21 protein-coding genes are annotated in these 25,906 nt (G+C 56.7%); 5 read left to right on the top strand and 16 right to left on the bottom strand.

Going from position 1 to position 25,906, the window contains the following annotated elements:
- Positions 1–134 precede the first annotated feature (134 nt).
- Positions 135–833, top strand: a complete 699-nt coding sequence (locus tag IG627_RS00475; protein ID WP_193189198.1) for a DUF3592 domain-containing protein — start codon at positions 135–137, stop codon at positions 831–833.
- A 597-nt stretch (positions 834–1,430) separates the two neighbouring features.
- Here IG627_RS00475 and IG627_RS00480 read toward each other — a convergent pair.
- The gene (locus IG627_RS00480) at positions 1,431–2,390 is read right to left on the bottom strand and encodes a helix-turn-helix transcriptional regulator (protein ID WP_193189176.1); all 960 of its coding nucleotides are present in this window, start codon (positions 2,388–2,390) and stop codon (positions 1,431–1,433) included.
- Between the two features lie 119 nt (positions 2,391–2,509).
- Between IG627_RS00480 and IG627_RS00485 the strand changes: the two genes are divergently transcribed.
- Complete coding sequence (locus IG627_RS00485; RefSeq protein ID WP_193189177.1) at positions 2,510–3,130, top strand: glutathione S-transferase family protein; 621 nt, start codon at positions 2,510–2,512, stop codon at positions 3,128–3,130.
- 113 nt (positions 3,131–3,243) lie between these two features.
- On the opposite strand, the gene IG627_RS00490 is transcribed toward IG627_RS00485, so the two are convergent.
- The 10 genes from IG627_RS00490 to IG627_RS00535 all read right to left on the bottom strand — a co-directional run bounded on the left by IG627_RS00490 (position 3,244) and on the right by IG627_RS00535 (position 12,040).
- Complete coding sequence (locus tag IG627_RS00490; RefSeq protein WP_193189178.1) at positions 3,244–3,975, bottom strand: polyamine aminopropyltransferase; 732 nt, start codon at positions 3,973–3,975, stop codon at positions 3,244–3,246.
- Entirely contained in the window at positions 3,867–4,238 is a 372-nt protein-coding gene (locus tag IG627_RS21230; protein ID WP_193189199.1) for a cupin domain-containing protein, read from the bottom strand. The genes IG627_RS00490 and IG627_RS21230 overlap by 109 nt, the downstream gene beginning before the upstream one ends.
- A gap of 20 nt (positions 4,239–4,258) precedes the next feature.
- A complete protein-coding gene (locus tag IG627_RS00500; RefSeq protein WP_193189179.1) occupies positions 4,259–5,335 on the bottom strand; it encodes an alpha/beta hydrolase in 1,077 nt (358 codons plus the stop codon).
- Positions 5,336–5,389: 54 nt separating this feature from the next.
- Complete coding sequence (locus IG627_RS00505) at positions 5,390–5,758, bottom strand: PH domain-containing protein (protein ID WP_193189180.1); 369 nt, start codon at positions 5,756–5,758, stop codon at positions 5,390–5,392.
- 37 nt (positions 5,759–5,795) lie between these two features.
- A complete protein-coding gene (locus IG627_RS00510) occupies positions 5,796–6,569 on the bottom strand; it encodes a nuclease-related domain-containing protein (RefSeq protein ID WP_193189181.1) in 774 nt (257 codons plus the stop codon).
- A gap of 102 nt (positions 6,570–6,671) precedes the next feature.
- The gene (locus IG627_RS21235; protein WP_226864561.1) at positions 6,672–7,157 is read right to left on the bottom strand and encodes a Mov34/MPN/PAD-1 family protein; all 486 of its coding nucleotides are present in this window, start codon (positions 7,155–7,157) and stop codon (positions 6,672–6,674) included.
- Complete coding sequence (locus IG627_RS20770) at positions 7,154–8,812, bottom strand: HesA/MoeB/ThiF family protein (RefSeq protein ID WP_226864562.1); 1,659 nt, start codon at positions 8,810–8,812, stop codon at positions 7,154–7,156. The genes IG627_RS21235 and IG627_RS20770 overlap by 4 nt, the downstream gene beginning before the upstream one ends.
- A gap of 1 nt (position 8,813) precedes the next feature.
- Positions 8,814–10,076: a nucleotidyltransferase domain-containing protein gene (locus IG627_RS00525; protein ID WP_193189183.1), complete on the bottom strand. Its 1,263-nt coding sequence runs from the start codon at positions 10,074–10,076 to the stop codon at positions 8,814–8,816.
- 11 nt (positions 10,077–10,087) lie between these two features.
- On the bottom strand, positions 10,088–11,680 hold the full coding sequence (locus tag IG627_RS00530) for an SAVED domain-containing protein (RefSeq protein WP_193189184.1): 1,593 nt from the start codon (positions 11,678–11,680) through the stop codon (positions 10,088–10,090).
- A 24-nt stretch (positions 11,681–11,704) separates the two neighbouring features.
- The gene (locus tag IG627_RS00535; RefSeq protein WP_193189185.1) at positions 11,705–12,040 is read right to left on the bottom strand and encodes a hypothetical protein; all 336 of its coding nucleotides are present in this window, start codon (positions 12,038–12,040) and stop codon (positions 11,705–11,707) included.
- Between IG627_RS00535 and IG627_RS00540 the strand changes: the two genes are divergently transcribed.
- Positions 12,039–14,915 carry a M16 family metallopeptidase gene (locus IG627_RS00540; RefSeq protein ID WP_193189186.1) on the top strand — a complete coding sequence of 959 codons (2,877 nt, stop codon included), beginning with the start codon at positions 12,039–12,041 and terminating at the stop codon, positions 14,913–14,915. The two genes, IG627_RS00535 and IG627_RS00540, sit on opposite strands and share 2 nt — an antisense overlap.
- Before the next feature lie 99 nt (positions 14,916–15,014).
- Positions 15,015–16,067: a lipase family protein gene (locus IG627_RS00545; RefSeq protein WP_193189187.1), complete on the top strand. Its 1,053-nt coding sequence runs from the start codon at positions 15,015–15,017 to the stop codon at positions 16,065–16,067.
- A gap of 193 nt (positions 16,068–16,260) precedes the next feature.
- Here IG627_RS00545 and IG627_RS00550 read toward each other — a convergent pair whose 3' ends face one another.
- From IG627_RS00550 to IG627_RS00565, 4 genes are all read right to left on the bottom strand, one after another.
- Positions 16,261–17,454, bottom strand: coding sequence for a CaiB/BaiF CoA transferase family protein (locus IG627_RS00550; RefSeq protein ID WP_193189188.1), 1,194 nt, complete (start codon positions 17,452–17,454; stop codon positions 16,261–16,263).
- 888 nt (positions 17,455–18,342) lie between these two features.
- The gene (locus IG627_RS00555; RefSeq protein ID WP_193189189.1) at positions 18,343–19,491 is read right to left on the bottom strand and encodes an acyl-CoA dehydrogenase family protein; all 1,149 of its coding nucleotides are present in this window, start codon (positions 19,489–19,491) and stop codon (positions 18,343–18,345) included.
- A 116-nt stretch (positions 19,492–19,607) separates the two neighbouring features.
- On the bottom strand, positions 19,608–21,761 hold the full coding sequence (locus tag IG627_RS00560; RefSeq protein ID WP_193189190.1) for a 3-hydroxyacyl-CoA dehydrogenase NAD-binding domain-containing protein: 2,154 nt from the start codon (positions 21,759–21,761) through the stop codon (positions 19,608–19,610).
- 21 nt (positions 21,762–21,782) lie between these two features.
- Positions 21,783–22,994, bottom strand: coding sequence for an acetyl-CoA C-acetyltransferase (locus IG627_RS00565; RefSeq protein ID WP_193189191.1), 1,212 nt, complete (start codon positions 22,992–22,994; stop codon positions 21,783–21,785).
- Between the two features lie 223 nt (positions 22,995–23,217).
- Here IG627_RS00565 and IG627_RS00570 point away from each other — a divergent pair, with 223 nt between their 5' ends.
- Complete coding sequence (locus tag IG627_RS00570; protein ID WP_193189192.1) at positions 23,218–24,438, top strand: OmpA family protein; 1,221 nt, start codon at positions 23,218–23,220, stop codon at positions 24,436–24,438.
- Positions 24,439–24,695: 257 nt separating this feature from the next.
- Here IG627_RS00570 and IG627_RS00575 read toward each other — a convergent pair whose 3' ends face one another.
- Entirely contained in the window at positions 24,696–25,769 is a 1,074-nt protein-coding gene (locus tag IG627_RS00575; protein ID WP_319024453.1) for an AraC family transcriptional regulator, read from the bottom strand.
- Between the last annotated feature and the right edge of the window lie 137 nt (positions 25,770–25,906).

Here is a 25,906-nt window from a genome sequence, read left to right on the forward strand (position 1 = left end):
ACTCACCAGTGCCGGGTATCTGCTAGACTGCGCCGCTTCCAGGAATTGGAAGACCGCAAGAGCCGCTACTTTTATCGGCCTGGTGTTCGGTGTGGGCACCCTTGCGGGTGGATTTAGCGTTAAAAGGGGAAATGATGAAAACAGTTTCGGTCTTAAAATACACTTTCACGGCAATCGGCCTCGCCATGCTGATCGGGACATTCCTCCTCTATTCCAATACCCGGGACTTTCTGAAGACGGCCATCACCACAGATGGAACGGTCGTTGCCCTGGTTCCATCACGCTCAAGCAATTCGGTCACCTATGCGCCCGTCATCCAGTTTCAGGACAAAACGGGTAGGCTGGTTGAATTCATGTCTTCGTCCAGCAGTAATCCACCAAGCTATGATGAAGGCGAAAAAGTTGAGGTCTTCTATCAAGCGTCCGCACCCGAGAGTGCCAGAATCAATGGCTTCTTTTCGCTGTGGGGCCTTCCCACCATTCTCGGTGGATTGGGCATTTTGTTTTTCCTCGTGGGCTTTTCAATCATCGTCTTCGGAAGACTCAAAAACAGGAAAGCCGAGTCCTTGAGGAAATATGGCATGCCGGTTAAGGCCAAAATCAAGAGTGTCTATATCGACAGGGCGTTTACCGTCAATGGCAGAAACCCCTACAAGATCAGCGCGGAGTGGCAATGCCCTCAGAGCGCAGAGATACATGTCTTCAACAGTGACAATATCTGGTTTGACCCGACGGATCGCATTGTCGATGAAGAAGTGACCGTATTGATTGAGAAAGAGAATCCCAAGAAATACCATGTGGATATCTCATCCCTCCCGGAGACCGCAGGGTAAGCCTACCCCGTCCAAGTGAAATCAATGCCGGTAGGGATACACCGGCATTGATGACCTGCTATTGCAGTAGCACAAGATCTGGACGCCCGCCAAATAAAAAGCCTATCGTGAATCACCCCGGAGTTTGCCGGAGGCAACCTTGGTTTTACTCATGCCGCTTGATTTGGATTTTCGATAAATTATATCGAGTAGTTAAGAGGCATGAGTATTGTTGGTAATCAGTGCGCCGAATGCAGCACCCTGTGCTCATATAACGGAACCAGTAGATACTCTGTTGCAAAACAAGCTTTCATTGACACGTCATACCGGCGAAGGCCGGTATCCAGTTCGGTGGCACCTGGATTAGGTAGCGCTCCTGCGCCACGCCCTTCGGGCCATTCGCTTCGCGAATGCTCGCTACGGCATCCATGCCTTCGCAGTCCGGCCTTCGCCGGAATGACGACAGCACTCTGTAGGGGTGATATGGCTTACTCAGGAAGCGGTATGCAATACCAACTTCAATGTTTGCAGCTTTCCCTGTCGCAGTTTCTGCCGAACAGATCTTCGCTCATTGTTTTTAGAGGGTGATTTCAGCCGCGTATGCGATTTTGCCTGGGACTAAGCCGTCGCGATGGCCAGGAGTTTCTCGGCCTGGCGGCGCAACTCGGCCCGCAAGTCTGACGGCGTGAGAATCTCGAAGGTAAACGGCAGTCGTACCAGCTGCGCCGCAAACCAGTTCAGGCAGCCGGTGTGTGCGCGCCATAACACCGCGTCGCCTTTGGGGGTCAGCAGGCCCAGCTCGTCGCCGAGCAGGGCGCTGGCTTTTGCCAGGTCCGTGTGCAGCAACAGCTCCACCTCAATGCCTGAATCCATGCTGGCAAAACTGCTGGTGAGATAGGCGGCGGCATCAAAATCCTGTGGCCGCTGGAAAGGAATGTCCAGCCGGTGCAACTGCTGCATACGGTCGAGGCGAAAGGTGCGCAGATCTGCGCGCAGGTGGCAGTGACCCACCGCGTACCAGCGACCGTGGCGGAACACCAGGCCATAGGGGTCGAACTCGCGCCGCGTCGCACTCCCATTATCATTATTGCTGCCTCCGGCGTAGTCGAACACCGTGCGGCATCGGTTCTGGGTGGCGGCAGCCAGGGTTGCCAGCGTGACACTGTCCGGCGCCGCCGTCGGCACCAGGTCCAGGGTGACACTATCACCGAGCGCGCGCAGTTGCTGTTTCAGTTTCTGCGGCATGACCCGTTCCAGCTTGGCCTGGGCACTGGCGACGGCGGTGGAGACCTCGCCCACACTGAGGCTGCGTGCCGCCAGCAGGCCGAGGGAGATGGCCAGCGTCTCTTCGTTGGTGAACATCATCGGCGGCAGCTTGTAACCGGACACCAGCCGGTAACCGCCGTAGCGCCCGCGCTCGGCCGTCAATGGAATGCCAATCTCCTCAAGGGTCGCGATGTAGCGACGCAGCGTGCGGCCGTCCACGCCGAGCATCTGCGCCAGTTCGCTACCGCTGGCATTGCCGTGGATCTGCAATAACTCCAGCAGTGCCAGCACCCGTGTCGTCGGATTCGACATGTCTTGCATCCCGCAAAATTTATTAGGGCGGAATATAGCCTATTTAACCGCTACAGTGCTCCCGTTCCTTTCACAGGCACAAACAACCGAAGAGCAATGAAGAGCAACGGAGAGCTGCTATGCAAGATGAAGTCATTCTCTATACCAACCCGCAATCCCGCGGTCGTATTGCGCGTTGGATACTGGAAGAGGTGAATGCGTCCTATCGCGCGGAGATTCTCGAATTTGGCGGCAGCATGAAAGCGCCCGCCTACCTGAAGATCAACCCGATGGGCAAGGTGCCGGCCATAGTGCACCGCGACCAGGTGGTGACCGAGGGTGCCGCCATCTGTGCCTATCTGGCGGAAGCCTTTCCGCAAGCGGGGCTGGCGCCGCTGCCCGACGAACGCGCCAGTTACTACCGCTGGCTGTTCTTCACCGCCGGACCACTGGAGGCGGCGATTAGCGACGTCAAGATACTCGGTGTGGAAGCGGATGCGCAGAAGCAGAGATCGCTGGGCTACGGCAGCTACGCGACCGCACTCGACAGCCTTTCCAGCTGGCTTGTGGACCACGCCTATGTAACCGGCGAGCGCTTTACCGCCGCCGATGTCTATGTGGGATCACAGATCGCCTGGGGGCTGGAATTCGGCACCATCGAAAAGCGGGCTGAATTCATCGACTACGCGCAGCGGGTCACAGCGCGCGACGCCTATCGCCGCGCCATGGAGAAAGATGACGCGCTTGAGGTCACGGCCTGATACAAAATGCCTGCCCCGGCAGCTGCCACTTGGGTATGTGCTCGTTCGGGCAGGGTAGATGAAGGCAATAGGCTGCGACCATGTCGCGGCCTATTTGTCGATGTGAGGCAGCGTTATTCCCCGGCGGCCTTAACGCACACATAAACAGAGTTGGTGGATTCGCCACTGAGAAACGGATTGTAGAAAGAGATCACGTGGGACTCGACCGTTGCAAAAACCGTTTTCAGCAGCGTCTCGAAATGTGCCTCCGGCAAGTTCTGCGACCACATGGCAAAGACGCCCCCGGGTTTCAGCTGCTCTGCCATCAGCGCCAGGTTTTCGCTGGTATAAAAGCCCGCGTTGGCGGCATTCAGGTATTCGCTCGGAGAGTGATCGATATCCAGCAGAATGGCATCGAACTTCTTGCCCGGGTTTTGCGGGTCAAAGCCCGACTCGGGGGCCGTGGCCAGATCGAAGAAGCTGCCGTGCACATAGCGGTTGCGCCCGTCGGCGTTGAGGGTTTTCCCCAGCGGCACCAGCTCATCCCTGTGCCAGCCGATCACCGTGTCCAGGGCCTCGACCACCAGCAGCTCGGCAATCCGCGCGTCCTGCAGCGCTGCCACGGCGGTATAACCCAGCCCCAAGCCGCCGACGACCACATCGAGCCCCTCACCCTGCACTGCCGCCAGGCCGAGCCTGGACAGCGCCTCTTCCGCCTCCACAAACATACTCGACATCAGGAACTCTTCGCCCAGTTTTACCTCGTAGATATCCCTGTCGCCGAGTGCGGGGATGCGCCGCCGGCGCAGGGATATCTCCCCCAGAGGCGAGGATTGGCTGTCGATTTCTTCAAACATTGCGGACATGGCTGGTCGATCCCGGCGTGGTGGAATAATGGGGCGGCGTGTCGGGGGCAGTGTACAGCACCCGTGAATCGGCGGGCGAACTCTGTCTGTCGCCTAGGGTTGTGCCTCTTTCCTGTGACAATAGAGGTCACCAGACCCTCGCTGCCGGTCTGCCGCAGACCGTGGGAACTGCCCAGGCGTGTCAGAATCGCGGTACCGGGTCCCACCTCGGATTTCACTCCGTTCATCGTCAGATCGCCGGTGCCGCTGATCACGTAATAGATCTCATCCTTGCTTCAGTCTGCTAATCCTCGGAAACAGATTCGCAGCGTTCGATACTTTTCTCGGTGCGGCACAAGGCATTCAGGTAAAGCGCACTTGCATCTGCATAGCCGTTATCCGTCAGGTAATCCACAATCTCGACAAAAGGCGCGGGCGGTACGCGGAGATCGTGCAGTGCATAGTCGAACATGGGTTCCAGCTTCGCGTGCCACGCCGGCGAACCGCCCACCGAATAGCGCGCCGTAATCTGTTGCAGCATTTCTACCGAGGGAAGCGCGTCTAGTCCGTAACGGGCGGACAGCATGGTGTAGTGCTGTTTGAGCCCGGCAGCTCCAGACATCTTTACATCACCTGACGGCGCCCACTCGGGGAAGCTTGCCTGCAGGGCAAACTTCATCGACGGGTGTTTGGTGCTGCGGTGTGTCTCTTCAGGAAAGTGGCGGGAAACGTATTGAAGCGGCTCGCTGGCGTCCAGAATAGTGTCGAGTTTGCTGTACGGCGTGTACATATGGTCGCCCTCACTGGCCATGGTCAGCGCCAGGGGCTTTCTTTTGGCTAAGGTGGCCTTGGGTAGGGCCCGGACCCTGTCGAGGATAACCCCATCATCCAGCGATGGACTGAATGCGAAATAGCGGGATACCGGCAATGCGTCGCTCAGCCACTGCTGCATCACGTATTTTCCCGCGTGAGAGTGCCCGGACAGGATGCGGAAGTCGGCCGCGGGGTATTCGCGCTCAATCAGCGGAAAGAGCTCCTTTTCCAGAAAGGCCGCGAACCTGTCCTCGCCCTCGCCAACATTCAGCTCAACGCCGCGACTGTCGATACCGACTACCATGAAATCCGGAACCCTAGTGGCAATCAGGTCCAGTGTCGCCACCGCAGGCAACATATCCCACTGACCGTGCAGCAGGTAGAGCACCGGGAATTTCTGCTTGGGATGGCCGGTGTCGGCGGGAATATGGATCTGGATGGCTTTTTCCTGACCCAGCAGCTTCGATTTTACGGTGCGCGACTCGCCGTATGACAGCGGCTCAGAAGCGGCGAAAGCGGTGAACGAAAGCGAGAAAAACAGCGTGCAGAGCATTATTATTGATTTCATGTTCTCTCTCTTTATGGTGGGACTTCAAAGGTAAGGCGCGCGGAAGGCGCTGATCTACAGCGCATAGCGGCCGATATAGTGCGCGATATCCATAATCCGCGCCCTGCCGCTGAACTCGAAGCGCACCCGGCCCAGCGAGGAGAAGTAGAGTTCCAGCTCGCTGTCGATATCGAAGGTGCCGGAGGTCTCCACCGAGTAGGCGACGATATTCTTGTAGGGTAGGGAGGTGAAATCCTTCTTGCTGCCGGTGATGCCCTGCACATTGACCGCGATAATGCGCTTGCTGGTAAACACCACGCCGTCGCGCATGGACTTGAAGGAGTCCAGCACTTCCTCGCCGTCGAGTAGTAGTGGGGCTACCTTTTCGGCGTAGTCAGGGTTCTGTTTGAGTTTGAAGAGGCTTTTGTTTTCGAAGTCGATCACCGGATTACGTTCCTGTCTTTATTCGAACTAATAACTGCTAGCTAATGTTCTGTATTGTCTTGCATTCTGGGAATGCAGAGCAGCCCCAGAATTGTCTGCCTGCATTCGTGCCACGTTTGCTGGTTCGCTTGACCATTTGGATGCCACATTTTGGGCATACTCTTTCTGCATTGGGGTTATTGCGAGCTTTCAGCTGCTGTACGTGCAGTCTGTGTGTTTCACGCGTTGGTGCTAGGCGGCTAGATTGTATCCGGCTTGCTATATCTTGAACTTCGCTTTCACTCAGAACTGGCGTCTGGAAGGATTTGATATAGCGGATGTAGCCGTCTTGCTTAGTGACGTTGGTGGGCATCGGCGTCTTAAAGGTGCTGTTGCCTGCAAAGACTACTACGGAGTGAATGGCGTCTTCCGGCACATCCAAAAGCGCTTCAAGTGCTTTTACATGCTTGTAATTCTGCCTGAGCGGATTCTGGAACTTGAAAGATTCTCTGTGGATTCGCTGCGTCCACTGAGCCTGGTGCTCCCCGCCAAATATCCAGCCCTGCATATTCTTAGTTTCCACTACGAAGATACCGAAACGGGATACGAAGATATGGTCTATCTGCGTAGTGCCATCTGGAGTCTGGAGGGTAACGTTGTGAATGCGGTGATACACATCGATGGGAAGACGCAGTCTGCCAAAGAATTTGACTAATGCTTCTCCCAAAATCCCCTTGAACCAGGGGGATTTAAAAATGGTGGCGGCCAGCGCAATTGGTAGTAGCCAGTATACAACTGATAATACTTGATTTATAAGTGGGTCGAAGTTCATTGCGTTAATACTGCCATGTCTAGATTTGACCTCCGGATTCTTTTGACCCCCAGATTCTTTTCAAATAGGTTCTTCATGGCGTGGAAGTTGGCGGGCACGCCTCTAAATTTCATCAAGTTTAATCCAAGGCTTTCTTGGATCAGTATAAGATAACCAAACGCAAAGATTCAAAGGCGTTCCACGATTTCCAATTATTACCAGTATGAAACCATCCATCTCCCCATTAAACGCGTGAAGATATTCGCATGCTGTTTGCCTGTCTGTACCTGAGGGTGATGGTGTATGCTCAGGATGAGTATGCCATAGTCCGACAGCGTGAAAGCCACGTAGAAAATTTTCTTTCCGGTCTCTGTTGGCAATATTTAGGTCTGGATGAAACCCGCACCGCGTTCGTCTATCTGATGAGTAAGGCCCTGTTACAATATCAATATGAACCATGTCGCTCTCTGGTGCGTCGCTGAAAAGTTGGCCTCCCGCCTCTGTTTTCCAAAACTTGGTCTGAGCATAGCTATACATGTGAGTTAGAACCTCAGTGCTAAACTGTATAACCCCTCTGTTATCAGGTAGACTGAAGCTCCGTGCAGTCATAAGTTATCCTCGATAATTAAGCCATCAAAATCAGAGGCTTTTTTCGCCCATTCTTTAAACTGGAGTCCTGTATGGCATTTATCAAGATATTTTTGCCCTCTGATCCAGTGCCTAACGATTGGACTCTCTACCTTTTTATCTATAAGATCCAATGTAGCTTCCGTAGTCAATGCAACCGCATGTGTAGCGGCTGCTGATGTATAACTTTGAAAGCTACTGCTACATGCTGGTTCATTCAGTATTACTTCGTCAGGCCAGTCAATAGCATTCAAGCTTTTTAGCCGGTCGGCATCGTTTGTTACCCAAAAATCACCTGCCGGCAACAGGCATGCGTGAGCAGAAGCTACATAGGGTTCCATCCATGCAATGACGAGATCTATATTATTCTTTTTTCGTTCCTGGTCGATACGAAGTCGAACATCGGGCTCACCCGTGAGATCTAGGACAATATCAACATCTATCAGAGTGTTATTCTTTAACCATTTTTGAATAGACATGGAAAAGCCGAGTGCATTGCAACTTGCCCATCGTACTGAAATGCTTTTGGCTAATCGATCCACCTTGGATGAACCGATTGAATTTGCCCCCAGTGTGTGACGGCCTATGTTAGCAGAACTTAAAGTATCGTCATCAACCAGCGTCAACTTGCCGACTCCAGACTTGGCTAACTGTTCCGCTACTGGGCTGCCCAGAGCGCCTGCACCGATAATTAACACGTGCTTCAGCTGTCTATCGACATATTCCGGGTGTTGGTCTCTTCCCGTAGTCCAGCTTACATCTAGCCGCTCAACTTTGAGGGGAATAAGGCTGTTACTTGGGAAAGACTTGAGGGAATTTCCTTTTTTAGTCTTCGAAGGTGGTCCGCCGGGTAGAAGGTAACCAAATGCACAGCCTGGTGCTCTAAAAACAATAATTCTGTGAATACTTCTGTTTCTACGCCCTACAGATTCAAAGAATTTACATGCATCGTCAGGTCCAAGTTTAACTGTGACTAGCCTTTGAATATCCTTTATTTTTTTTGGCCAATTGTCTGGAATGAACGGGAATGAAATGGGTATTTCAGCTGCCATCACGGTTGAGATAGTATTTCCGTTGCTCATAGAATTGACATAGCGATTTCGTATTGATGAGTCGTCGCCAGCAATCACGATTCGCTTACTCTCTATAAAGGGGCATTTGTATATCTTAGATTTACCTGTCTCCTGATTCGTTGTATATATTTTTAATATAGGTTGGGTTCTGGTAATACATCTTGAGCAGTGTATCGTCCAGTAATTCATTGCTTCTTTGGAAAAATGACTGTCCAATTCTCCTCTTGACCATGGTTCGATAAATGATGAATAAAATAGATCTATTAGTTGATCAATTCTGGCTCTGGGAGAGCTTCCACTCAATGGGCCTGGATCTCCGTCTATACACAGGTGGCCATCGGCCTCCACATGAGGAATCTTAAGAATATACTTTTTGGGAAGCAAAATTTTAGCTAAGTCCCTGTCAGCAAAATCGCGAGGTATCTCTATCCATGCCTTGTCAATGGTTCTTCCTTCAGGCAAATTTGGAATGTATAGGGGAAATCGCCGAGTGCTATTAGATGAAATTAATTCATCTAATAGACACTCATGTTCTCGAAGAAATTTATCAAACTCATTTGGCAACTTAAGCTAACCCTTTTGTCGGCGGCGCTTTGTGATGTTGACTTGGTTTTTTCGGTGCTAAACCACTGCCATATGGTGGAGTTGGGCTCTGAGCAGCTGTACAGCCGAAGACCTCCTTTATTGTCTGTCTTCTAGAATCTTTATCAGTGGTCGCCATGATTTCAGTAAGATCTTCTAGCAGTAGATTTGTCCATGTATCAAAAGAATGCTTTAATTTAATGTTATCATTCCACTCTTCTGCGAAATTCTCACCTTCTACTGTTGGGTTCGCAATCCAATACTCATTCCCTCGTCGTTCGACCATGTATGGCATTAGTTCAACCAGATCGATGAGCAGCTCAATTGGGTGCGTATAAACTGCACCTTTATCAGCCAAGCCTTCATAACATTGAGTTAGTAGAGTCACGATTATTATCGAAATAGGTTTTAAATCAGGCTCTATGAAGTTTCGCCTAACGGCCATGTCCCTATGCCTTTTCAGAAGTCGTATTGCTACACGTAAGGTGTCTGAAATTTCAACGTCTTGCGCAGGAACAGGAGTGACACTCTCTGCGCTATAGCTATCTCGCATCGACTTTTCTAGCAGCCATTGTAGCAATGGTCTAGATGACTGATCTGATACCCAACTTGAGAATCCTTCTGGATTTGATGTTTTCCATTGTTTTGATGGAGTGTCGACAACTGCTAAAGCTTTTTCTCTATAACGATTGCTTGGAGAAAAAGTGATTTGGCCGGTAGCTGATTGTGGAATCTTATCTAGCGGCGTCGAAGGCGTAAATTCGATGTAATACCTGCGTCCCTGAAAATCAATTTTCCAGCATCGCTTTTTTGGCTCTGGTTCCCATTCTTCTAGAGCAGATCCGACTTTCTCATAAAAATCCATAGGATCACTAACTTCTACCATGGTCAGATCGACAGAGCACACCGCATCAATGTCGAACTTTGAGTTGTCTGGTGATCTAATTAACGTTTTTGTGGTGGCAGAACCCTGTGGGATTATGCGTATAGACTCATTTGGCCAATGTAGCTTTTCAACTAGTTTGCTAGCAATGCCTTCATAATCAGATGATGCCTCATCGAAGATTCTGCTATCAACTTTTATGTGGTCGTTAACTAACTGAATGTCATGCGCCAACGCTTCAAGTTGATGACTTGAATCGTGAAAGTTTTCTATGGAAAGTGACTTTCGCAACGTTTTGCTAATCTGCGCATCGCGTCTATTGATGGCCTCACTTACGAGGTATGAGTATTGAGTTTCTGCCACGTTAGTTTCCTTTATCTGAGGCTGATTTGATGATGCTGTCCGCTTTCGGAACCAACTGACAAAACTTCGTTTCCAGTTATATCGAGAGCGGGTGCGAATGACTTCGATCCATCAGGTCTATCGTAGGTTCTGTATATTGAGTGATTTCCGGCTTGTAGCATTTGTCCAAACTTGAAAATTGCACTTGCTGGAGATACCCCAAACACATGTATCTTCTTCGATCGCCAAGAATCTTGAATTGTTTTTATGGCTTGTCGAGCTAAACCTGAAAAAGCCTCTAATCGTTCCTTTGAGTCAATGCAATTAGAACATGGATTACTGTTTGTAATTCTAACCCAGCCAACTTTCTTCTCTTGGACTCCTTGTGCCAATTCTTCAGGCAAGGCATTAATGTCAAGACTAGCTGTAAGTTCGAAAGAGAGGATTGTCTCTTCAAAATCATGAAAATTATCTACTTCATAAGAAATGCTGAATGTAGAGGTTGAGGTTGTATCGTGCTTTGGCCAATTCCACGCTTTTATACTGCGGTCATACTGAAAAACCTCTACATTTCTAGCCTCGCCGATAATCCTTCCAGAAAGAACTAGCACGGGGACTAAATGGAGTGGAAAAATAGCCAGAGCATCTGGCGTTACAGCTGATGTTTGAGAAGGCCTATTGCTTGTGAAGTTAATCAGTTCTCGGATATCTGACTCATGCTCATGTAAGAAGTGCCCCCAGAATCCAGGGCGTGATCGATCATCCCGCTGGGTTCTTCGAATCATATGTTTGATTTCAGACAGAGGACCTAGCTCTCTGCTTAGCACTGAACCAAATAGTTCAGCTCTAGATACGTTTGTTGGAACCTGAGCCAAGTCCGCAAGTAGCGTTATTATCTGAGTAGTGGGGTAGCGCAGACCATCCAGCAGTACTCTCACACGATCTGTATGATTACCCCTCATTTGCTTTAAGTAAGATTCGGGGTGTCCACTCACGTCAATCCTGTCAATAAGTCTATGGTGGCCGTCGCACATTAGCATTATGTTTTCTGAGTCATCTGATAATGTATGGGAATTTTCGTTTCCTCTTGGGCCGTCAGGGTCAGAAGCTACTATATGTGCTAAATATGCAACCCTTGCGGGTTTTGTCGTTAGTGGAGTAACACCTAGATCGAGACCACATCCACGGTACATGCATCGTCCTCCAGCATCGTGCCAAACCATAGCTGCAGTAAGAGGCGATATAGCTTTCCCTCGCCCTTGGCCAAATAGTTTATCCCTTGCTTTCTTTAGAGCAGTAATATCCCCGGTCTTAGCTTCTAGCAATGTCCAGTCAGGATTGGAAGTATCAATGTTATTTAACTCATCATAAGGAGGCTCTATGCGTTGGAGTATTTTTGACTTTGATAGCTTCTTTAGGGCTTTTACGGTTTCTGTTCCTAAGTCGCCAACAATCAATGGCGAGGGTTCTTGGCATTGCTCATAAACCTTGAATAAATGCTTCGCGTGCGCATAAGCTACTGGTGTTTCATTTGCATCGCGCAGAGAAAGCCATGTAGCTAATTCTGCGTCAGATAAACCTGACACCTGAGGCTTTATTTCAGGCTTCGTCATATCCTCTTGCATTTGTATTCCTGTCTCATTCTATGATCACCATTCGATATAAATTTTTGCCATTCGGGTCAGAGTAAAGTTTTGACTCCGCATATATCTAATCTCTGCTGGTTTCTTTAAAGCTCTTGCGTCCATGCGCTCGTAAACTGTGATTCCCGTCACGTTTTTGTTGTCGGAATTTATATCACGAAGAAAGGGAATCCGGGGAGCCCCTGTAATTATCTGCAATTTTGTATGTGAGCGTTCACATACTTTGAGCTGTATGTTGCATGGGCTTTTGGCCACTTGTAGTAATTCCTGCTGCCCCCAGTCGCCCAAACCCACCACTCCTGCTATCTTCCCGCCCATAGCAAAGCACAGGAATTTCCCCATGCTCAGGAACCTCACGGCCTCCATGGCCCTGCTGGCCGCCGTCTCAATCCCGGCCCTCGGCCTAATGGGCTGCGACAGCTCCAAGCCAGAATCAAAACCACAATCGGAACAGTCGCCCCAATTCGCCATCGACTACCAGCAGTTCCAGCTGGATAACGGCCTCAATGTCCTCTTCCATATCGACCGCTCCGACCCGGTGGTGGCGGTGTCGCTGACGGCCCATGTGGGTTCGGCGCGGGAGAAGGCGGGACGCACGGGCTTTGCGCATCTGTTCGAGCACCTGCTGTTCCTGGAGTCCGAGAACCTGGGCAAGGGCGGTCTGGATGCGATGAGTGCGCGTATCGGCGGTTCCGGGGCCAATGGTTCCACCTCCCGCGATGTCACCAATTACTACCAGACGGTACCCAAGGACGCGCTGGAGAAGATGCTCTGGGCCGAGGCGGACAAGCTGGGCTGGTTTATCAACACCGTGACCGAGCCGGTGCTGGCCAAGGAAAAGCAGGTGGTGAAGAACGAGAAGCGCCAGAGCGTCGACAATCGCCCCTACGGCCACACCCAGTATGTGATCGATCGCAACCTCTACCCGGAGGGGCACCCCTACAGCTGGCAGGTGATCGGCTCGCTGGAGGATCTGCAGAATGCGACCCTCGACGATGTGAAGGAGTTCTTCCGCCGCTGGTATGTGCCCAATAACGTGACCTTGGTGGTGGCCGGCGATTTCGATCCCGCGCAGGCCAGGGCCCTGGTGCACAAATACTTCGACGAGATACCGGCGGGCGAGGCCATAGCGCGTGCGCCCAAGCAGCCGGCGGTATTAAAGGAATCGGTGCGCCGTTACCACGAGGACAACTTCGCCCGCGAACCGGCGCTGACGCTGGCCTGGCCGGCGGTGGAGCAGTATCACCCGGACAGCTACCCGCTGGCGGTGCTGCTGGAATACCTGTCCGACGGCAAGCGCGCGCCCCTGTACCGGGTGCTGGTGGAAGACGAGCAGCTGACTGCGGACGTGTCCATGGGCAGCTACGATTCCGAGCTGGCCGGCCAGGTGCAGCTGCAGGTGAGCGCCTTCGAGGGCCGCGACCTGGATGATGTCTATGCGGGTATCGAAAAAGCCTTTGCGCTGTTCGAGAAGGAGGGCATCGCCGAAGAGGATCTGCAGCGCATCAAGGCGGGTCAGGAGGTCGAGTTCTACAACGGCCTGGCCAGCGTGCTGGGCAAGGGCTTCCAGCTGGCCCAATACCAGGTGTACCAGGGCGATGCCGGCTATGTCAGCGAGGATATCCAGCGCCTGCTGGCGGTGACCGCCGAGGATGTCGAGCGGGTGTACAACCAGTACCTGAAAGACAAGCCCCATGTGGCGGCGAGCTTCGTGCCCAAAGGCAAGGCCGAGTTGGCGCTGGCGGATTCCAGCGTCGCGCAGGTGGTGGAAGAGCAGATAGTCAACGGTGCCGAGGAGGCCTTCGATGCGTCGGCCGAAGCGGACTACGAACAGACTCCGTCCAGTTTCGACCGCAGCGTAGAGCCCGCCTACGGCGATCCGGCAGAAACCGCGGTGCCGCCGGTGTGGCAGCAGAAGCTGGCCAACGGCCTGCAGGTATCCGGTATCGAGAGCGACGAGGTGCCGACCGTCACCTTCAGCCTGGTGATCGACGGCGGCCAGCTGCACGAGCAACTCGACAGGACCGGCGTGGCCAACCTGACCGCGATGCTGATGGAGCGCGGCACCGCCAAGCGCACCCCGGAACAACTGGAAACGGCGATCCAGAAACTGGGCGCCACTATCGAAGTGTCCGCCGAGGAGGAGGCGATCCGCTTCGATGTGACCACACTGGCGCGCAACTTCGATCAGGTGTTCGCGCTGCTGGAGGAAATGCTGCTGGAGCCGCGCTGGGACAAGAGCGAACTGGTGCTGGCGAAGAAGAATGTCAGCAGCCAGATCAAGCGCGCCGCCGCCGAGCCCAACGCCATTGCCGGCAAGGCCTTCGCGCGCCTGCTGCACAGCGAGGACAGCATCCGCGGTTACAGCCTGCTCGGCAGCGAGGAATCGGTGGCCGCCATCACCATGGACGACCTCAAGGCCTTCCACCGCGACTACGTTTCGCCGTCGGTGAGCCGCGCCCATGTAGTGGGAGATATCAGCCGCGAGGATTTCCTCAAGGCGACCAATTCACTGGTTGAGCGCTGGCCGGCCAGGGCAGTGAAAATCCCCGCGCCGCAGTCAGTGGCGGCGGCGCCGGGTATCTACTTTATCGACGTGCCGGGGGCCAAGCAGTCGGTACTGCGCATCGGCCGACCGGCCATGTCGGCGCTGTCCGGGGATTACTACCCGGCGGTATTCACCAACTACATCCTCGGCGGTGGCGGCTTTGCCTCGCGCCTGATGCAGCAGCTGCGCGAGGGCAAGGGTTACACCTACGGCATCTATTCCGATATCGATGCCGGCAAAGGCGGCGGCGAGTTCGGCATCGCCAGCGGCGTGCGCGCCAATGTCACGGCGGAGTCGGTGCAGCTGATCCACGACATTCTCGAAGACTACGCCCCCACCTACCGCGAGCAGGATCTGGACAACTCGCGCTCCTTCCTGATCCGCAGCAACACGCGCGCCTTTGAAACCGCGTCCGCCAAGCTCGGCCTGCTGGAAAATATGAGCCGCTACGGCTGGCCCGCCGACTATGTGCGCAGCCGCGAGGCCATCGCCAGGGCCATGACGGTAGACGGGGTGCAGAAAATGGCCGAGACCTATATGCAGCCGGACTCGATGATCTGGCTGGTGGTGGGCGACCGCGCGAGCCAGTACGGCCGGCTGCAGGAACTGGGATTGGGTGAACTGACGCTGCTGGATGGGGAGAGCCTGTCGCAGCTGGCGGCGGAATAGCGCGCGCCGGATTGAGCTGGGCGGTCATCAAATGCCAATGGTGATTCACAGGGCGCATTGTGATAATCAATGCCATATCATTCCTTATGGAGAGACGGCGTGAAGAAGGAATTAATACTGTTTGTTCCCGGTATGGCCGTGGAGCACCGGGGGCAGTACCTCGACATGCTCCACGATGGACTCAAGTCGTATTGCGCGGACCACGGGCTGAATTATCAAAGTGCTGAAGTGGCTGCGACGGATGGTTCGAGTGCCAAATTTATCGATTTGCCCGACGAGGGGCGCCGGCTGGAAATGCAGGAGGTCTACTGGTCGGACCTGGTCCCTCTGCTCAGCCAGCTCAGTGTATTTGGCAAGATAATCCGCGGCGCTGAGCTGTTACTATTCTGGTTGCGGAGCAAGCGGCTCTGGCAGGTGGTGCGGCAGGCAAAATATATGACCGTGTCCATGCTGCTCACAGTTGCTCTTGTCCTTTTCTGGTACTCAACCGCCTTACTGGCCGGCCTGGAAGCGGTGGCCAGCAAGCCGCAGCTGTTTGGTATACCCGTTAACCTGGGACGGCTGGGAGAACTGATTGAGAGGATCCCCGGCTGGCAGCTCTGGGCAGTCTTCAGCGGTCTGCTCATCCTCCTGCCCACCACGCTGGTGCTGGATATTTCCTACGGTACCAAGGCCTACCTGCAAAACCTGAACGGGCTCTCGCAAAAAGTGAAAGCCAGGCTGGCGCGGGCGATCAGCTGCGTGGAAGACAATCAGGATTATGAGCGCATTACCCTCGTTGCACACAGTTTTGGTACTGTCGTGGCCGCTGAAGCCCTGGCTGACTACGCTGGGCCGGCAGCGGACAAAATCCGCCTGATCACGCTGGGCGGGCCGCTGCTGGTGATGGGCGCGCGGGCACCGCGTATTGAGGAGGCCGCGCGGAGTCTGATCGGCGGCATGCAGGGGGATGACAGGCGTCTCAACAGTTGGTTGGACTTTTACTCCCACCAGGACTGGTTGTGCACCGTTTCCGTCTCTGGAGTGACGCAGCCGGGCTACGAAGCGAAGCCCCTTGAATCAAAAGTGAGCATGACCGACAAATATTCTGGGAAGAGCCATCAGCTCTATTTCCAGGATTACGATGTCATGAAAGCAATCCTGTCTCCCTGACGGGTCATTCGATCCGCCGTGGTTTTCTACGCGGAAACAAACCGGAAAGGCTCGGCGGCCACGAGCTTGTCGCTGCGCCGACCAGGTCGTCCCGGCTGAAGTCGAGTTTCTGGCACTGCTTCGGGTTGACGCTGTCCAGGTGAATCCAGACGATCTCCGGGCTGAAGGAGGATTCGAAGGTGTGGATCCGGCGCTATCCGATTGCGCCGCTTCCCCGCAGCCCGGCAATTTCCTCCGCCGAGTAGCCCAGCGCTTCGAGTACATCGGCCGAGTGGCATCCCAGTGGCGCGCCGGCGGTGTGCTGATCCGGTTTCTGGCCGTCGAAAAAAATGGGGGCGTTGATCTGCGCTATGGCGCTGCCGCCGTGCAGCCTGGCCGCGCTCAACATCTGCCGCTCTCGCAGAAGCGCACTGCCGGCGGCCTCGCCGAAATTCAGCACCGGTTCCACGCAGGCATCGCTGTCGGCGAAGAGCCGCACCCAGTCTGCCTGGGTGCGGCTTGCGATGGTCGCGGCGATATCCTCTTTGAGGGATTCCTGTTGCGCCGCATCGAGCACCCGCTCGAGCCACTCCGGGTGGCCGAGTGTGGCGAAGAGCTGCTGCGCGAACTGCGGTTCCAGGCTGCCGACGGACAGGTAGCGGCCGTCGGCGGTGCGGTAGTAGTCGTAGTAGCTGCCGCCGTTCAGCAGTTCCTTTTCCAGCTGCGGGTCGCCGGCGCCGGCCAGGGCGTTGGCGCCGCCGCTGGCATTCAGGGCGAAGGCGCAGTCGGTCATGCTGATATCGATACGGCTGCCCGCGCCGCTCTGCTGGCGTTTGAAAACGGCGGCGAGAATGGCCATGGCGGCGTGGTGCGAGCCGCCGGCGATATCCGCCACCTGGGTGCCGCTGAGGCTGGGGCCGGATTCGGCACGGCCGGAGTAGCTGGCGAGGCCGGACAGGGCCAGGTAGTTGATATCATGGCCGGCCCTGTCTTTCAGCGGGCCAGTTTGACCATAGCCGGTGATGGAGCAGTAGATAATATCTTCGCGGGTTTCTCTTAATGCGTCATAACCGAGGCCGAGTTTGTCCATGACGCCGGGGCGGAACTGTTCCAACACCACATCGTATTCCGCCAGCAGGCGCCGGACTATCTCGCCTGCGCGCGGGTCCTTCAGGTTCAGGGCCAGGGATTTCTTGTTGCGGTTGATGGTGGCGTGGGCGGCGGATACCGGCTTGTCTCCCCCCACCATCGGCGGCAGGCCGCGCAGCATATCCGGGCGCGTCGGGGATTCTATGCGCAGCACCTCGGCGCCCATGTCGGCCAGCAGCATGGTGGCGTAGGGGCCGGGGAGCAGGGTGCTGAAGTCGAGGATCTTCAGACCTTTTAGTGGACCGTTATTGATTTGCATGATTTGATTTTTTTATTGATTGTCTTGTAGTCGTCATACCGGCGCAGAGCCTGTGCCGGACTTGATCCGGTACCGGTATCCAGTTTCGGGGTGCCTGGGTTCCGGCATTCGCCGGAACGACGACTTCTTCGCTTTTTAACCGCAGCCACTCTCTCGTCATACCGGCGTATGCCGGTATCCAGTTTCGGGGTGCCTGGGTTCCGGCATTCGCCGGAACGACGACTTCTTCGGTTTTTAACCGCGGCCACTCTTTCTCGTCATACCGGCGTATGCCGGTATCCAGTTTCGGGGTGCCTGGGTTCCGGCATTCGCCGAAACGACGACTTCTTCGGTTTTTAACTGCAGCCACTCTTTCTCGTCATACCGGCGTATGCCGGTATCCAGTTTCGGGGTGCCTGGGTTCCGGCATTCGCCGGAACGACGACTTCTTCGGTTTTTAACTGCAGCCACTCTTTCTCGTCATACCGGCGTATGCCGGTATCCAGTTTCGGGATGCCGGGGTTCCGGCATTTGCCGAAACGACGACTTCTTCGGTTTTTAACTGCAGCCACTCTTTCTCGTCATACCGGCGTATGCCGGTATCCAGTTTCGGAGTGCCTGGGTTCTGGCATTCGCCGGAACGACGACTTCTTCGGTTTTTAGCCGCAGCCACTCTTTCTCGTCATACCGGCGTATGCCGGTATCCAGTTTCGGAGTGCCTGGGTTCCGGCATTCGCGGGAACGACGACTTCTTCGGTTTTTAACCGCAGCCACTCTTGCTCGTCATACCGGCGTATGCCGGTATCCACTTCGGTGAAGCCTGGGTTCCGGCCTGCGCCGGAACGACGGGAAAGTTCTGTAGGATGGGCAAAGCGCAGCGTGCCCACCCTACGTCTATCGACGGCTTTGTCATTTATCTTTCAATAGGTCGCGGGAAATAATCAGCTTCATGATCTCGTTAGTGCCGGCGTAAATCCGTTGCACTCTGGCATCGGCCCAGGCGCGGGCGATCGGGTATTCCCACATATAGCCGAAGCCGCCGTGCAGCTGTACGCACTCGTCCAGCAGCTTGCACTGGAAATCCGTCGTCAGCAATTTCGCCTTGGCGGCGGTGGCGACGTCGAGTTTTTTCTCGTAGTGCAGTTCCAGGCATTTGTCGACGAAGACGCGCATGGCGGTGAGTTCGCTGGCCAGTTCCGCCAGTTTGAACTGGGTGTTCTGGAAGGCGGCGATGGGTTTGCCGAAGGCCTTGCGCTCGCGCACATAGTCGATGGTCCACTGCAGCCCTGCCTCGGCATTGGCGATTGCGCCAATGGCGACGCCGAGGCGCTCCTGGGGCAGTTCCTGCATCAGGTAGATAAAGCCCTGGCCCTCGGCGCCGAGCAGGTTTTCCGCCGGCACTTTTACATCGTCGAAGAAGAGCTCCGAGGTGTCCTGGGCCTTCATGCCGATCTTGTCCAGGTTGGTGCCCTTCTTGAATCCGGGGCTGTCCGCTTCCACCAGCAGCAGGCTGACGCCGGCGTGACCCTCTTCCGGATTGGTCTTGGCGACGACGATCACCAGGTCGGCGTGCTGGCCGTTGGTGATAAAGGTCTTGGAGCCGTTCAGCAGATAGTGGTCGCCGCTTTTGATCGCGGTGCTGCGCACGCCCTGCAGGTCGGAGCCGGCACCGGGCTCGGTCATGGCGATGGCGGTGACGATTTCGCCGCTGATGCACTTGGGCAGGTATTTCTGCTTCTGCGCTTCGGTGCCGTAATGGATGATATAGGGCACGGCGATATCCGAGTGCAGGCCCCAGCCGATGCCGGAGAGGCCGAGGCGGGAGATCTCCTCGTCGATAATCGCGTTGTAGCCGAAGTCCAGCCCCAGGCCGCCATACTCCTCGGGGATCTGCGGGCACAGGAAGCCCATCTCGCCGGCCTTGTTCCACAGGGCGCGGTCTACCTGGCCATCCTTCTCCCACTGGTGGTGGAAGGGGGCGGCTTCCTTCTCCAGGAACTTGCGCACGGTATCGCGGAACTGTTCGTGTTCTTCGTTGAAGACGGTTCTCGGGATCATCACTGTTCTCCAATTTTATTTTTCAGTTTCTTACCTTGTAGGAGCGGCCCATGGCCGCGATCGGTCTCTGCTGCGTAGTGAAATCGATCGCGGCCATGGGCCGCTCCTACAATGGGCTAGTCGTCCGTCAGCGGCAGGTTGGTTTCCGCCATTTCCCGCAGCGTTTGCGGCGGAGTGAATCGCTCGCCGTAATTGTCCGCCAGCTGCCGCGCCCGCTGGACAAATTCCTTCGGCCCGTACTGATTGATGTACTGCAGGGCGCCGCCGGTCCAGGGCGGGAAGCCGATACCGAAGATGGAGCCGATATTGGCGTCGCGCACGCTGCGCAGTACCTGTTCCTCGTAACAGCGCAGTGTCTCCAGGGCCATGACAAACAGCAGCCGCTCTTTTACGTCCTCGGGGGCCGGCTGTTCGCCGCTGGGGAACTCCTTCGCCAGGCCGCTCCACAGGTGTTTTTTCGCTCCTTCCGGATAGCTGTAAAAGCCGCCGCCGGCGGCCTTGCCGGCGCGACCCAGTTCCAGCATATGGTCGATGACCTTGTCCGCCGGGTGTGATGGCGCTTGCTCGCCCTCGCGCTGCAGGTCATTGATCGTCTGCTGGCGGATACGACTCATCAACGTCAGCGATACCTCGTCACTGACCGCCAGCGGGCCCACCGGGAATCCCGCCAGGGCGGCGGCGTTTTCGATGGTGGCAGGGTTCACGCCCTCGCCGAGCATGGCAATACCCTCGTTGGTAAAGCAGCCGAATACCCGCGAAGTGAAGAAGCCGCGGCTGTCGTTGACGACGATGGGCGTCTTGCCGATCTGCAGCACGAAGGCGAAGGCGCGCGCCAGGGTGGCGTCGTCGGTCTGCTCGCCGCAGATGATTTCCACCAACGGCATCTTGTCCGCCGGGGAGAAGAAGTGCAGGCCGATAAAATTCTGCGGTCGCGCCGAGGCCTGGGCGAGGCCGGTAATCGGCAGGGTGGAGGTGTTGGAGGCGAAGATGGCGCTCTCTTCGAGCTGTGCCTCGGCCTCGCGGGTGACCTGTGCCTTCAGTTCGCGATCCTCGAAAACTGCCTCGATAATCAGTTCACAGCCCTTCAAGTCGGCGGCGCTGTCGCTGGGCTGGATGCGCGACAGTATCGCCTGCACACCCGCCTCGTCGATGCGCCCGCGCTGTAAGCGCTTCTGCAGGGATTGTTCGGCGTAACCCCTGCCCTTCTGCGCGGCCTCGATCGAAACATCCTTGAGTACCACCTCGATGCCCCTGCTGGCGCAGGCATAGGCGATACCGGCGCCCATCATGCCGGCGCCGAGAATACCGATCCGGCCGATCGGAGAAGACTCGATGTCGCGGGCGCCCTGCGGCAGCGAGGCGCCGGCCTTGACCGCATTCAGGCCAAACCAGAAGGTGCCGATCATATTCTTCGCCACCTGGCCGCAGGTCAGCTCGACGAAGTAGCGCGACTCGATACGGGTGGCGGTATCGAAGTCCACCTGCGAGCCCTCGACCACGGTGGCCAGTATCGCCTCGGGTGCGGGGAAGCAGCCCTTGGTTTTCTGCTGCAGCATGGCCGGTGCCACGATCAGCAGTTGCGCATTCCTGGGGTTTTTCGCATCGCCGCCGGGCATGCGGTAGTCGGGTTTATCCCACGGTTGCTGCACTGCCGTCTCGGCGTTGGCGAGAATAAAGGCGCGCGCCTGCTCCAGCAGTTCATCCGCGTCTTTGGCGGTCTGGTGAATCAGGCCCGCCTCCAGTGCCTGCTGTGCGCCCACCTGCTTGCCTTCGAGCAGATAGGGCAGTGCATTCTGCATGCCCAGCAGGCGCGGCATACGCACGCAGCCACCGCCGCCGGGCAGCAGGCCGAGGGTGACTTCCGGCAGGCCGATTTTTACCGACCGGTCGTCGACGGCGATGCGGTGGTGACAGCTGAGCGCCAGTTCCCAGCCACCGCCGAGGGCGGCGCCGTTGATCGCGGCCACCACAGGCTTGCCCTGGGTTTCCAGCCAGCGCAGATCCGCCTTCAGGGATTCGCAGTAATTGAAAAACTCTTCCGCGTCTTCTTTTTTTGCCGCGTAGAGCCAGTTGAGATCGCCGCCGGCGAAGAAGGTGTTTTTGGCCGAGCGCACGATAATGCCGGCGTAGTCGTCTTTCTGCAGTCGCTCCGCCACCTCGTGCAGTGACTCGGCAAAATCCCGGTCCATCACATTGGCGGACGCGTTGGGATTGTCGAGTATCAGGTGGATGATGTTGTCGCTGTCTTTTTCCAGGCGAATGGATTTCATTTTTCTCTCCCCCTCACCCTGTTAACCAAGTCGCTCGATAATGGTCGCCACACCCATGCCGCCGCCGACGCACAGGGTGACCAGGCCGTAGCGCTGTTCGCGCACTTCCAGTTCATCCAGCACCGTGCCGACCAGCATGGCGCCGGTGGCGCCGAGGGGGTGACCCATGGCGATGGAGCCGCCGTTGACGTTGATCTTCCGTGGATCTATATCCAGCTCGCGCTGGAAGCGCATCACCACCGCGGCGAAAGCCTCGTTGACCTCGTAAAGGTCGATATCCTGCGCCGCCAGACCGGCGATCTTTAACGCCTTGCGCGTGGCCGGCGCCGGGCCAGTGAGCATGATGGTGGGATCGGTGCCGACAACGGCGGCGGAGACGATACGCGCGCGCGGCGCTATGCCCAGATCGCGGCCGGCCTGTTCGCTGCCGACCAGCAGTGCGGCGGCACCGTCGACAATGCCGGAGGAGTTGCCGGCGGTGTGCACATGGTCGATGCGCTCCACCTGCGGGTAGCGCTCTTTGGTGACACTGTCGAAGCCGAGATCACCGAGACCGGCAAAAGAGGGTTTCAGCTGGCCGAGACCCTCCATCGAGGTATCCGGGCGCACCAGTTGGTCGCGGTCGAGAATCAGCAGGCCGTTCTGGTCCCGCACCGGCACTATGGATCTGGCGAAGGCGCCGCGCTCCCAGGCGGCGGCGGCCTTGCGCTGGGATTCCAGCGCGAAGGTGTCCACATCCTCGCGACTGAAACCACCGAGGGTGGCGATCAGGTCGGCGCCTATGCCCTGGGGGGCGAATCCGGTGTCCATCGCGGTGCGCGGATCCGCCGCCCAGGCGCCGCCATCGGAACCCATGGGCACGCGCGACATGGATTCCACCCCGCCGGCCACCACCAGCTGCTCCCAGCCGGAGCGCACTTTGGCGGCGGCGAAATTCACCGCGGTGGCGCCGGAGGCGCAGAAGCGGTTCAGGGTGACACCGCCGATATCCCAGTCCCAGCCCGCCACCAATGCGGCGGTCTTGGCGATATCGGCGCCCTGGTCGCCGATGGGGGTGACGCAGCCCATGACCACGTCATCGACTCTCTGCGTATCCAGGCGGGTTCGGCGTTGCAGTTCGCGCAGCAGGTCTGCCAGCAGGGTGACCGGTTTGACTTCATTGAGGGCGCCGCCGGGCTTGCCTTTGCCCCGGGGCGTGCGGATGGCGTCGTAGATATAGGCTTCTGTGGGCACCTTGTTGAGCCTCTTTGTTATTGGTGGTTGCTATACCTTAGTTGCGCCGGCGGGCGCTGCAATGATGAAAGGCGCCAGGGGTGGTGACGCCGGCGACAGGCTGTGACCATAAAGACAAATTAGGTTCCCAGCTGGCAGTTATTCGGAATCAAACTAATTCACCGGGTAAGCTGCCATACACTCAGTGGAGACGTTTAGAGGTATTAAGCGACGAGGTTTATTTATGGCGGACAATCTACTGGACATGGCGATACGCCAGCTGGGCTCTTCAGGTATCGACGCGCTGAGCGGCGCGCTCGGTCTCCCAGCAGACAGGGGGGAGTCCGCCGTCAAGACCGGGCTTTCCACCGTACTTGCGGGCATGCTGAACAAGGGCAGCAGCAAGACGGGGATGGGTAGCCTGTTCAATATGGTGAGCGACAGCAGCGGCCTGGATTTTTCATCCATCGCCGATATTTTCAAGGACCCGGCACAGATGAGCAGCCTGCAGAAAAGCGGCGGCAATATGCTGGAGGGCATTTTCGGCGGCAAGGCCGGCAATATCGGCGACCTGGTATCGGCCGCGCTTAGCGGCAGTGACAAAGGCGGCAGCCTGCTGAAGGTGGCGGCGCCGGTGGTGATGTCGCTGCTGGGAAAACTGGTGAAGGGCAAGGGGCTGGATATTTCCAGCCTGGCGTCGCTGCTGCTGGGGCAGAAATCCTTTATTAAGGACAAGATTCCCGATGGGCTTTTGAAAGAGCTGGATGTATCCAGTTTCGACAAGCTCGGCGATTCCCTGGTCACCCACGGCCACGCGCAGCCCCAGGAACCGCGACCGCAGGCGGTGCACGCCCAGGAGAAGAAACGCGGCGGATTTGGCAAATGGTTCTGGCCGCTGCTGATTGCACTGGCCGCACTCTACGCACTGAATATGTGTGCGAAGAAGGAGAAAATGGGAGAAGAACCCGGGGAGGTGATCCTGGATGAGGAGTCGGTAATCATCGAGGAGACGCCCAATGGCGCGGTGACACCGCCCGATACGGCCGCGCCGACAACGGATGAAGCTGTGGACTTTACTGGCAGTTTCACCGAATACCTGACCAATCCCGCGCGCGACCCCAATCGCGAATTTCCGCTGACCATTGAATTTGCAGTCGACAGCGCCGAGGTCACCAGCGCGTCGGCGCCGGACGTGGATGCACTGGCGAAGATCCTGCAGGATCATCCGGGCCTGACCATCGCCATCGAGGGCCACACCTCCGGTGAAGGGGACGAGATAAAAAACCAGCAGCTCTCCCAGGAGCGCGCCGATACTGTGCGGCAGATGCTGGTGGAAAAGGGTATAGATCCCAACCGGGTGACCGCCACCGGCATGGGTTCCGCAAAGCCGGTGGCCGATGACGGGACCGAGGAGGGCAAGCAGAAGAACCGGCGCATCAGCGTGCGGGTGGTGACCTTCGAGTAGCCGCGCACTTCGAACAAAAAATCCCCGCGATCGCGGGGATTTTTTTTGGGGAGTACAGTCGTCATTCCGGCGAATGCCGGAATCCAGGTGCCACCGAACTCGATACCGGCCCACGCCGCGATGACGAGCCAATAAAAGCTCGATTTGCAACAGGATATCTACGGATCAAGTAAAGTGGTTGCTCGACTTGTAGGGGGCGAAGGCGCCGTGAATACCTGGCACGGCTGGAAAGAACCTTGTGTTCGCCCGCCCCGGCATCAACCTCGATACTTGTCCCTATAGGCCCCCGGCGCCAGCCCTGTCCATTTCTTGAAGGCGCGGTTGAAGGCGCTGGGCTCTGAGAAGCCGAGGCGTTCGGCGATTTCCGCCACCGCGGTCTCCTGTTTTTTCAGCTGGTAGACCGCCATATCGCGGCGCACGGAATCCTTGATGTCCTGCCAGCTGTTGCCCTCCTCCTTGAGGCGCCGGCGCAGTGTCTGCGGCGAGGTGTAGAGACGCGCGGCGACATCGTCGAGGGACAGGTTTTCGATACTGTTCTGGCTCTGCAGCATGCGGCGGATGCGGCCGGTGTAGCTGTTGTCGGACTTGTACTGGGCCAGCAGGCACTCGGGGGCGCGGGCGAGGAATTCGCTCAGCTGCTGTTCGTCGCGCACCAGCGGCATCTGCAGGTAGCGGGTGTTGAAGACCAGGCAGGTCTCGCGCTGGTGGAAGTAGTGCCGGCAGGGGAACATATCGCTGTAGTCTTCATTGTAATCCGGCGGCGGGAAGGCCAGGTGCACCCGTTCCAGTAGTATGCTGCGGTCGATCAGCCAGCTGAAGAAGCGCAGCCAGATGACCGCCAGGGACTCGACGAAAATCTGGTTGGGCAGCTGCTTGTCGTTGCCGTGGTGGAAAATGAGTCGCGCCTCCTCGCCGTCCTCCACCAGCTTGATCTGCAGGTCGTCGCTGACCATGGAGACGAAGCGGCCGGAGCGCAGCAGGGCGCGGCGCAGGTTGGGGCAGCTGATACAGGCGTGGCCCATCATGGCGAAGGTACCGCGCTGCCAGGGGCGGGCGAGAAAACCACCGGACTCGTCGTTGAGCAGGTCCCACTCACGGCACAGCAGCTCGGCAACCTGCTCGCGGCCGATGCGGCTGTCCGCTTCCTCGAGTTTCTGCGGATCTATGCCGCTGTCGCTCAGCAGTTTCCGACAGTCCAGTCCCGAGGCCTGCGCGCCAGCCAGTTGGGCGCGCACCGCCGCGGCGAGTATGCCCGGGTCCGTATCGCGGAACTTTGGCGTTGCGTTTTCCAGCTCGTTATCCGGCCCAGTTTCCAGAGTGTCACTTTCCACTGTCTCAGCCCTCTTGTGCCCTGTATCACGCTAAATGCGGTTATCAGCGGGTCGCTAAACAGCCAGATGCAAGGCGCATTTGCGCAGGCATAGCTGGCTACGTCAAGCAGATGCAACGCCGCAAATGGCTGTTTAGC

Origin of the sequence: Microbulbifer taiwanensis (genome assembly GCF_014904815.1) — a bacterium.
GTDB classification, from domain to species: domain Bacteria; phylum Pseudomonadota; class Gammaproteobacteria; order Pseudomonadales; family Cellvibrionaceae; genus Microbulbifer; species Microbulbifer taiwanensis.